This is a genomic window from Spirillospora sp. NPDC049652 (assembly GCF_040675125.1).
Classification (GTDB): Bacteria; Actinomycetota; Actinomycetes; order Streptosporangiales; family Streptosporangiaceae; genus Spirillospora.
Window position 1 is genome coordinate 1 of record NZ_JBFAOF010000414.1, and the last position, 6,007, is coordinate 6,007.

At 74.7% G+C, this 6,007-nt stretch carries 5 protein-coding genes; 4 read left to right on the forward strand and 1 reads right to left on the reverse strand.

The window, feature by feature from the left end; all coding sequences use genetic code 11:
* The coding region (locus tag AB0J52_RS23780) for a lipid-transfer protein (RefSeq protein ID WP_500184239.1) at window positions 1-890 on the forward strand (890 nt) is incomplete at its 5' end.
* Between the two features lie 43 nt (window positions 891-933).
* Here AB0J52_RS23780 and AB0J52_RS23785 read toward each other — a convergent pair.
* A complete protein-coding gene (locus AB0J52_RS23785) occupies window positions 934-2,514 on the reverse strand; it encodes a serine/threonine protein kinase (RefSeq protein WP_500184240.1) in 1,581 nt (526 codons plus the stop codon).
* Window positions 2,515-2,669: 155 nt separating this feature from the next.
* Here AB0J52_RS23785 and AB0J52_RS23790 point away from each other — a divergent pair, with 155 nt between their 5' ends.
* From AB0J52_RS23790 to AB0J52_RS23800, 3 genes are all read left to right on the forward strand, one after another.
* A complete protein-coding gene (locus AB0J52_RS23790; protein WP_500184242.1) occupies window positions 2,670-3,485 on the forward strand; it encodes an ATP-binding cassette domain-containing protein in 816 nt (271 codons plus the stop codon).
* Complete coding sequence (locus AB0J52_RS23795) at window positions 3,482-5,605, forward strand: YhgE/Pip family protein (RefSeq protein WP_500184244.1); 2,124 nt, start codon at window positions 3,482-3,484, stop codon at window positions 5,603-5,605. Before AB0J52_RS23790 ends, AB0J52_RS23795 begins: the two co-directional genes overlap by 4 nt.
* A gap of 12 nt (window positions 5,606-5,617) precedes the next feature.
* On the forward strand, window positions 5,618-6,007 hold a 390-nt coding region (locus AB0J52_RS23800), incomplete at its 3' end, for a TetR/AcrR family transcriptional regulator (RefSeq protein WP_500184245.1).

A 6,007-nucleotide genomic window follows, 5' to 3' on the forward strand; every position in this document is an offset into this window, starting at 1 on the left:
GCCTCGCCGACGTCGCCCTCGTCGTCGGCGCCGACACCACCCCGAAGGGCTTCTTCAAGCCCGTCGGCGGCGACCGCCCGGACGACCCGGACTGGCTGCGCTTCCGGCTGCTCGGCGCGTCCAACCCGACCTACTTCGCCCTCGCCGCCCGCCGCCGCATGGCCCTGTACGGCGCGTCCGCCGACGACTTCGCCGCCGTGAAGGTCAAGAACGCCCGGCACGGCCTCGCCAACCCGAACGCCCGGTACCGCAAGGAGGTCACGGTGGAGGACGTCCGCGCGTCCGCCGTGGTCGCCGACCCGCTGCGCCTGCTCGACATCTGCGCCACCAGCGACGGCGGCGCGGCCCTCGTCCTCGCCTCGGCCGACTACGCCCGCCGCCGGGGCGTCGCGAACCCCGTCCGCGTCGCGGGCCTGTCCACGGTCACCCCGACGTTCCCCAAGACCGTCCTGGACCTGCCGGACTTCGCGACCGACTCGGCCATGACCGTCCCGCCGCCGGACCGCCCCTTCCGCGCCGCGCTCGCCCACGCCGCCTACGAGGAGGCCGGCCTCGGCCCGTCCGACCTGTCGTTCGCCGAGGTCTACGACCTGTCCACGGCCCTCGAACTCGACTGGTGCGAGGACATCGGCCTCTGCGCCGAGGGCGAGGCCGAGTCGCTGCTGCGCTCCGGCGCGACGGCGCTGGGCGGCCGCGTCCCGGTCAACCCGTCCGGCGGCCTGGCCTGCTTCGGCGAGGCCATCCCCGCCCAGGCCATAGCCCAGGTCTGCGAACTCACCTGGCAGCTCCGGGGCCGGGCCGAAGGCCGCCAGGTCGAGAACCCGAGAGCGGCCATGGCCGTCAACCAGGGGTTGTTCGGCCACGGCAGCGCCCTCATCGCCGTCACCTGACCCCCGCCGTCACCCGACCCACGCCGTCACCTGACCCACGCCGTCACCTGACCTCGAAGCCGTCGCAGCCGAGGTAGTAGGCGTCGCCGTTGGGGCGGACGTGCAGCCACATGACGGTGTACTTGCCCTTGACCAGTTCCGCCGGGTTCTTCCGCTTGAAATCGGCGGGGAAGGTGAAGTCGGCGTAGGTGCCGTCGGTGGGCAGGAGCTTCGGCTTGCTGGTCACGACGCCGCTGGAGTCGCTGCCCACCAGGGACTCGGGCTGGCGGACCTGGGCCGCGACGTAGTACGGGGACGGCCGTTCGTATTTGAACCGGGCGGACAGGGTCGTCGTCCCTCCGGCCTGGACCTCCGACGTCGAGCGCGGGGCGCTGGTCTGGAGGCCGTCGGGGGCGCCGGGCTCGGTCCGCGAATTGGGCGTGCACGGGGTGAACGGGCCCGTCCACTTCACGTTCTGGAAGTGCTCGTCGAGCGGCTGGACGACGATGTCGTCCGGCGGGACGCCGTTGGCCGGGGTCGTCGCGGACGGGGTCGTCGCGGGCGGGGTGCCGGAGCCGTTCGCGCCGGACGGGGTGGACGAGTGCGCGCCCGCCTGGTTCGCCGGACCGCCGCCGTTGTTCCGGTTCCCGGACGGCGCGTACTGGACGGCCAGCGCCACCGCGACGGCCACGACGCCGACTCCACCGGCCGCGAGCGCGGGAAGGAGCAGGCGGGTGCGGCGGGGCGGCTCCGGGGCGAGGCCCATGGTGACGGCCTCGGCGCGGTCGCGCGGCAGGCGGTCGCCGGTGCCGACGACGGCGCGGTAGGCGGGGTCGGCGGCGGGTGGAACGGCGTCGGCGGTCAGTTCGAGGAGGCGGCCCAGCGGGACGCGGCGGGACGGGTCCTTCTCGGCGCACATCCGGACCAGGGCGGCGAGCCGGGGCTCCACGCCCGCGACGTCGATGTCGCCGGTGAGGGTGCGGTGCAGGAGGGCCTCGACCGGGCCGCCGCCGAACGGCGGGCGGCCCGTGGCGGCGTAGGCGACGGTCCCGGCCAGGGAGAAGACGTCGGCGGCGAAGGTCTGGCCCTGCTCCCGGATCACCTCGGGGGCGACGTAGCCGGGGGTGCCCGCCCACGCGCCGGTGCGGGTGATCTGGGTCTGGTCGGAGCCGCGCGCGATGCCGAAGTCGATGAGGCGCGGGCCGTCCGGGGCGAGGATGACGTTGCCCGGTTTGAGGTCGCGGTGCTGGACGCCCTGGCCGTGGATCTCGGCGAGGCCGCGGGTGAGGGCGGCGAGGAGGGAGAGGCACAGGCGCGGGGGCAGCGGGCCGTGCCGTTCGACGGCCTGCCGCAGGGTCGGGCCGGGGACGTGCTCGGTCGCGAGCCAGTACGGCGGGACGGCCAGTCCGGCGGCGACCATGGAGGCGGCGTAGCGGCTGCGGACGCGCTCGGCGGTGGCGACCTCGCGGCGGAACCGGGCGAGGGCGTCGGGGGCGTCCAGGCCCTCGTGGATCATTTTGAGGGCCACATGACGTTTACCTGCGGTGATGCCGAGGTAGACCTGGCCCATGCCGCCCGCGCCCAGACGGGCCAGCACGGGGTAGCCGCCGATCTCGGCCGGATCGCCCGGTCGCAGGGGTTCCACCTCGCGCACCTCCCGCGCTGATCCTTCCAGGGCGTCGCGGCGGCGGCCAGAGGGACGGGTGGTGAAGCTCACCCGTCGCAGCGGATCGTCCGTCCGCCGGCCCGCGTAGGCTTTTGTACTGACCGGTCAGTTCAAAGGCTGCGAGGGATCTCCGGATGGCGGACGACGAGCACTCCAGGACTCCGGCGGCGGAGGGTGCGTCCGGGGGGAACTGCACCTCCGTCGCCGGACCGGCCGTACCGACGGCCACGACCGGGCCCGCGCCCGCGCGCGCTTCCGAGGGGGGCAGGCGCGCGCGGCGCGGGCGGACCGCCGGCGCCCCGGTCCAGGTCACGGCCGACGGCCTGTGCCTGCGCGGCAAGCGCGGAATGGTCTACGCCCCCGCCTCCTTCGACGTCCCCGCCGGCGGTCTGCTCGCGGTCAGCGGCGCGGGCGGGACGGGCCGCACGGCCCTGCTCCTCACGCTCGGCGGCCGGATGAAGCCGTCCGGCGGCACCGCGAAGGTCGGCCCGTTCGGGCTCCCCGGCGAGCTGCGGTCCGTCCAGCGGATCTCGGCGCTCGGCGTCGTGCCCGGCGTGAACGAGCTGGACCCGGCGCTGACCGTCCGCGAGCACCTCGGCGAGGCCCTCGACCTGCACGAGGGGCTGTTCGGGCGGTGGCGCGGCCGGGCCCAGCGGATCCGGCACGCGCTGGAACGCGTCGGCCTCGGCGACCTCGACACCTCACTGTCCGCCGCCGACCTCGCTCCCGAGGAGGCCCAGCTCCTCGGCGCCGCGTGCGCCCTGGTCGGCCGTCCCGGCCTCCTGCTCCTCGACGACGTGGACGAGGGCCTGCCCCTCGACCGGCAGCGCGCCCTCTGGGAGCGGCTGCGCGCCATCGCCGACTCCGGCGTCACCGTCGTCGCGTCCTGCCAGGACCCCGCCCCCGCGCGGGGCCTGGCGCTCGATCTGGCTTTGGAGAACCCCCGATGAGACTGCCCTCGCTCTCGACGGGCGAACTGGAGCTGCGCCGTTTCCGCAGGCACCCGCTGACGATGGTCGCGCTGGTCGGGATGGTGCTGCTGCCGCTGCTCTACGCCGGGCTGTACCTGTGGTCGTTCTGGGACCCGTACGGCCGCCTGCACAACCTGCCCGTCGCGCTGGTCGTGGACGACAGGCCCGCCAAGGCGGAGGGCAAGACCGTGGACGCCGGGCACGACCTGGCCGACCAGCTCAAGAAGCGGCAGGTCTTCGACTGGAAGACCGTGGACGGCACGGCGGCCGAGAAGGGCGTCCGCGACGGGAAGTACTACATGTCGCTGACGATCCCGGCGGACTTCAGCGAGCGGATCGCCGGGGCGTCCGGGAAGACCCCGCCGACGCCCGCCGACCTCAAGGTCCGGATCAACGACTCGAACAACTACGTCGTCGGGACGCTCGCGCAGGCCGCGTTCAAGGAGATCAGCGCGGCGGCGGGCGACAGCGCGGCCAAGGGCTACTTCGACCAGATCTTCGTCTCGTTCGGCACCCTGCACGGCCAGCTGGAGAAGGCCGCCAAGGGCGCGGGCGAGCTGGCCGACGGCAACCGGAAGCTCGCCGAGGCCGGCGGGAAGGTCGAGGCGGGCGCGGGCAAGCTCAAGCAGGGCATCGACAAGGCCCAGGGCGCGTCGCGGCAGATCACCGACGGGCTGGGGACGCTCCAGCAGGGCGCGGACCAGGTCGCGGCGGGCAACAAGCAGCTCGCGGCGGGCGTCCAGCGGCTCGACACGGCCGTGGGCAACGCGGCCGACACGATCGTCCCGCTGCTGCGGGAGCACGCGCCGGAGATCCGGGACGGGGCGCTGCTCGTCGCCCGGGGCGCGGACGCGCTGTCGGCGGGGGCGGGCGAGCTCCCGGCGCAGAGCGCCGACGCGCTCCGCCGCGCCGAGGCGGCGCAGGCGGACCTGAAGCGGTACCTGGCGGCGCACCCGGAGATCCCGGCGGACGTCCGGCGGCAGCTCACCGCCTCGGCGGAGCGGGTGACCGACGTCGCGCGCCAGGTGAACACCTTCATCCGGACGCACAACGCCGACCTCAAGCGGCTCGCCGCGAACGCGCAGCAGGTCAAGGCCGCCGCGCAGAAGATCGCCAAGGACGCGCCGGCGCTCGCCGGGAAGGTCGAGGCCGCCCGCGCGAACGTCGACAAGCTCAACTCGGGCGCGCAGCGGCTCGCCTCCGGCTCGGCGGAGCTGTCGACCGGCTCGGGCAGACTGCTGAACGGCTCGACGCAGCTCACGTCCGGGATCGGGCGGCTCTCGGGCGGCGCGGTGACGCTGGAGACGGCGCTCGGCCAGATCAGCGACGGCAACGCCAAGGCCGCGCAGGGCGGCGGGGAGCTGTCGGACAAGCTCGGCGAGGGCGCGGGCCAGGTCCCGGACTACGGCTCGGACGAGCGGAACTCCCGCGCGGACATGATGAGCAGCCCGGTCAAGCTGGCCAGCACCACCGAGAACGCCGTGCCGAACTACGGCACCGGGTTCGCGCCGTTCTTCGTCCCGCTGTCGCTGTGGGTCGGCGGCATGATCGTCTACATGCTGCTGCGGCCGGTGAACCCGCGCGCCGCCGCCGGGACCGCGCCCGCCTGGCGGGTCGCGCTCGCGGGCTGGCTGCCCGCCGCCGCGGTCGGCGTCGCGCAGGTGCTGGTCGTGCTGGCGGTGCTGCGCTGGGCGCCCGCGCTCGGCCTGCACGCCGAGCGGTGGCCGGGACTGATCGCGTTCCTGGCGCTGGCGTCCGCGACGTTCCTCGCGGTGATCCAGTGGGTGAACGTGAAGTTCGGCCCGGTCGGACGGGTGATCGCCCTGGCGCTGCTGATGCTCCAGCTCACCTCGGCGGCGGGCACCTACCCGATCGAGACCAGCCCGTCGTTCTTCCAGGCGATCCGGCCGTTCCTGCCCATGTCGTGGGTGGTGGACGGGGTCCGGCGGCTGATCAGCGGCGGCGAGCTGTCGCCGGTGTGGCAGGGTACGGGAGTGCTGGCGGCCTTCCTGGCCGGCGCGCTCGCCCTGACGGCCCTCGCCGTCCGCGGCAACCGGGTGTGGACGATGAAGCGGCTGCACCCCGTCCTGAAGCTCTGACCGGAGGAAGACGTGACGCGGACGCCGACGCGGGAGAGGCTGTTCGACGCGGCGATCGAGCTGATCGCCGAGCGCGGGTTCGCGGCCGCCTCGGTGGACCGGATCGCCGAGCGCGCCGGGGTCGCCAAGGGGACCGTCTACTACAACTTCGGCAGCAAGAACGCGCTGTTCACGGCGCTGCTGGAGTTCGGCGTCGAGCGGTTCGGGGCGGCGCTGCGGAACGCGGCCGACGGCCTCGCGCCGCTCGACGCGCTGTCCGCGGTCGTCCGGGCGGAGCTGGTGTTCATCGGCGAGCACGAGCCGTTCGCGCGGCTGCTGCTCGCCGAGACGTGGCGGTCGGGCGGCGACTGGGCGCAGGCGGCCCGGCTGATCCGGGAGCGGGCGATCGGCGCGGTCGGCGAC

Coding starts and splice junctions, on each gene's coding strand:
- AB0J52_RS23795 (WP_500184244.1), top strand. CDS start 3,482: ATGAGACTGCCCTCGCTCTCGACGGGCGAACTGGAGCTGCGCCGTTTC.
- AB0J52_RS23790 (WP_500184242.1), top strand. CDS start 2,670: ATGGCGGACGACGAGCACTCCAGGACTCCGGCGGCGGAGGGTGCGTCC.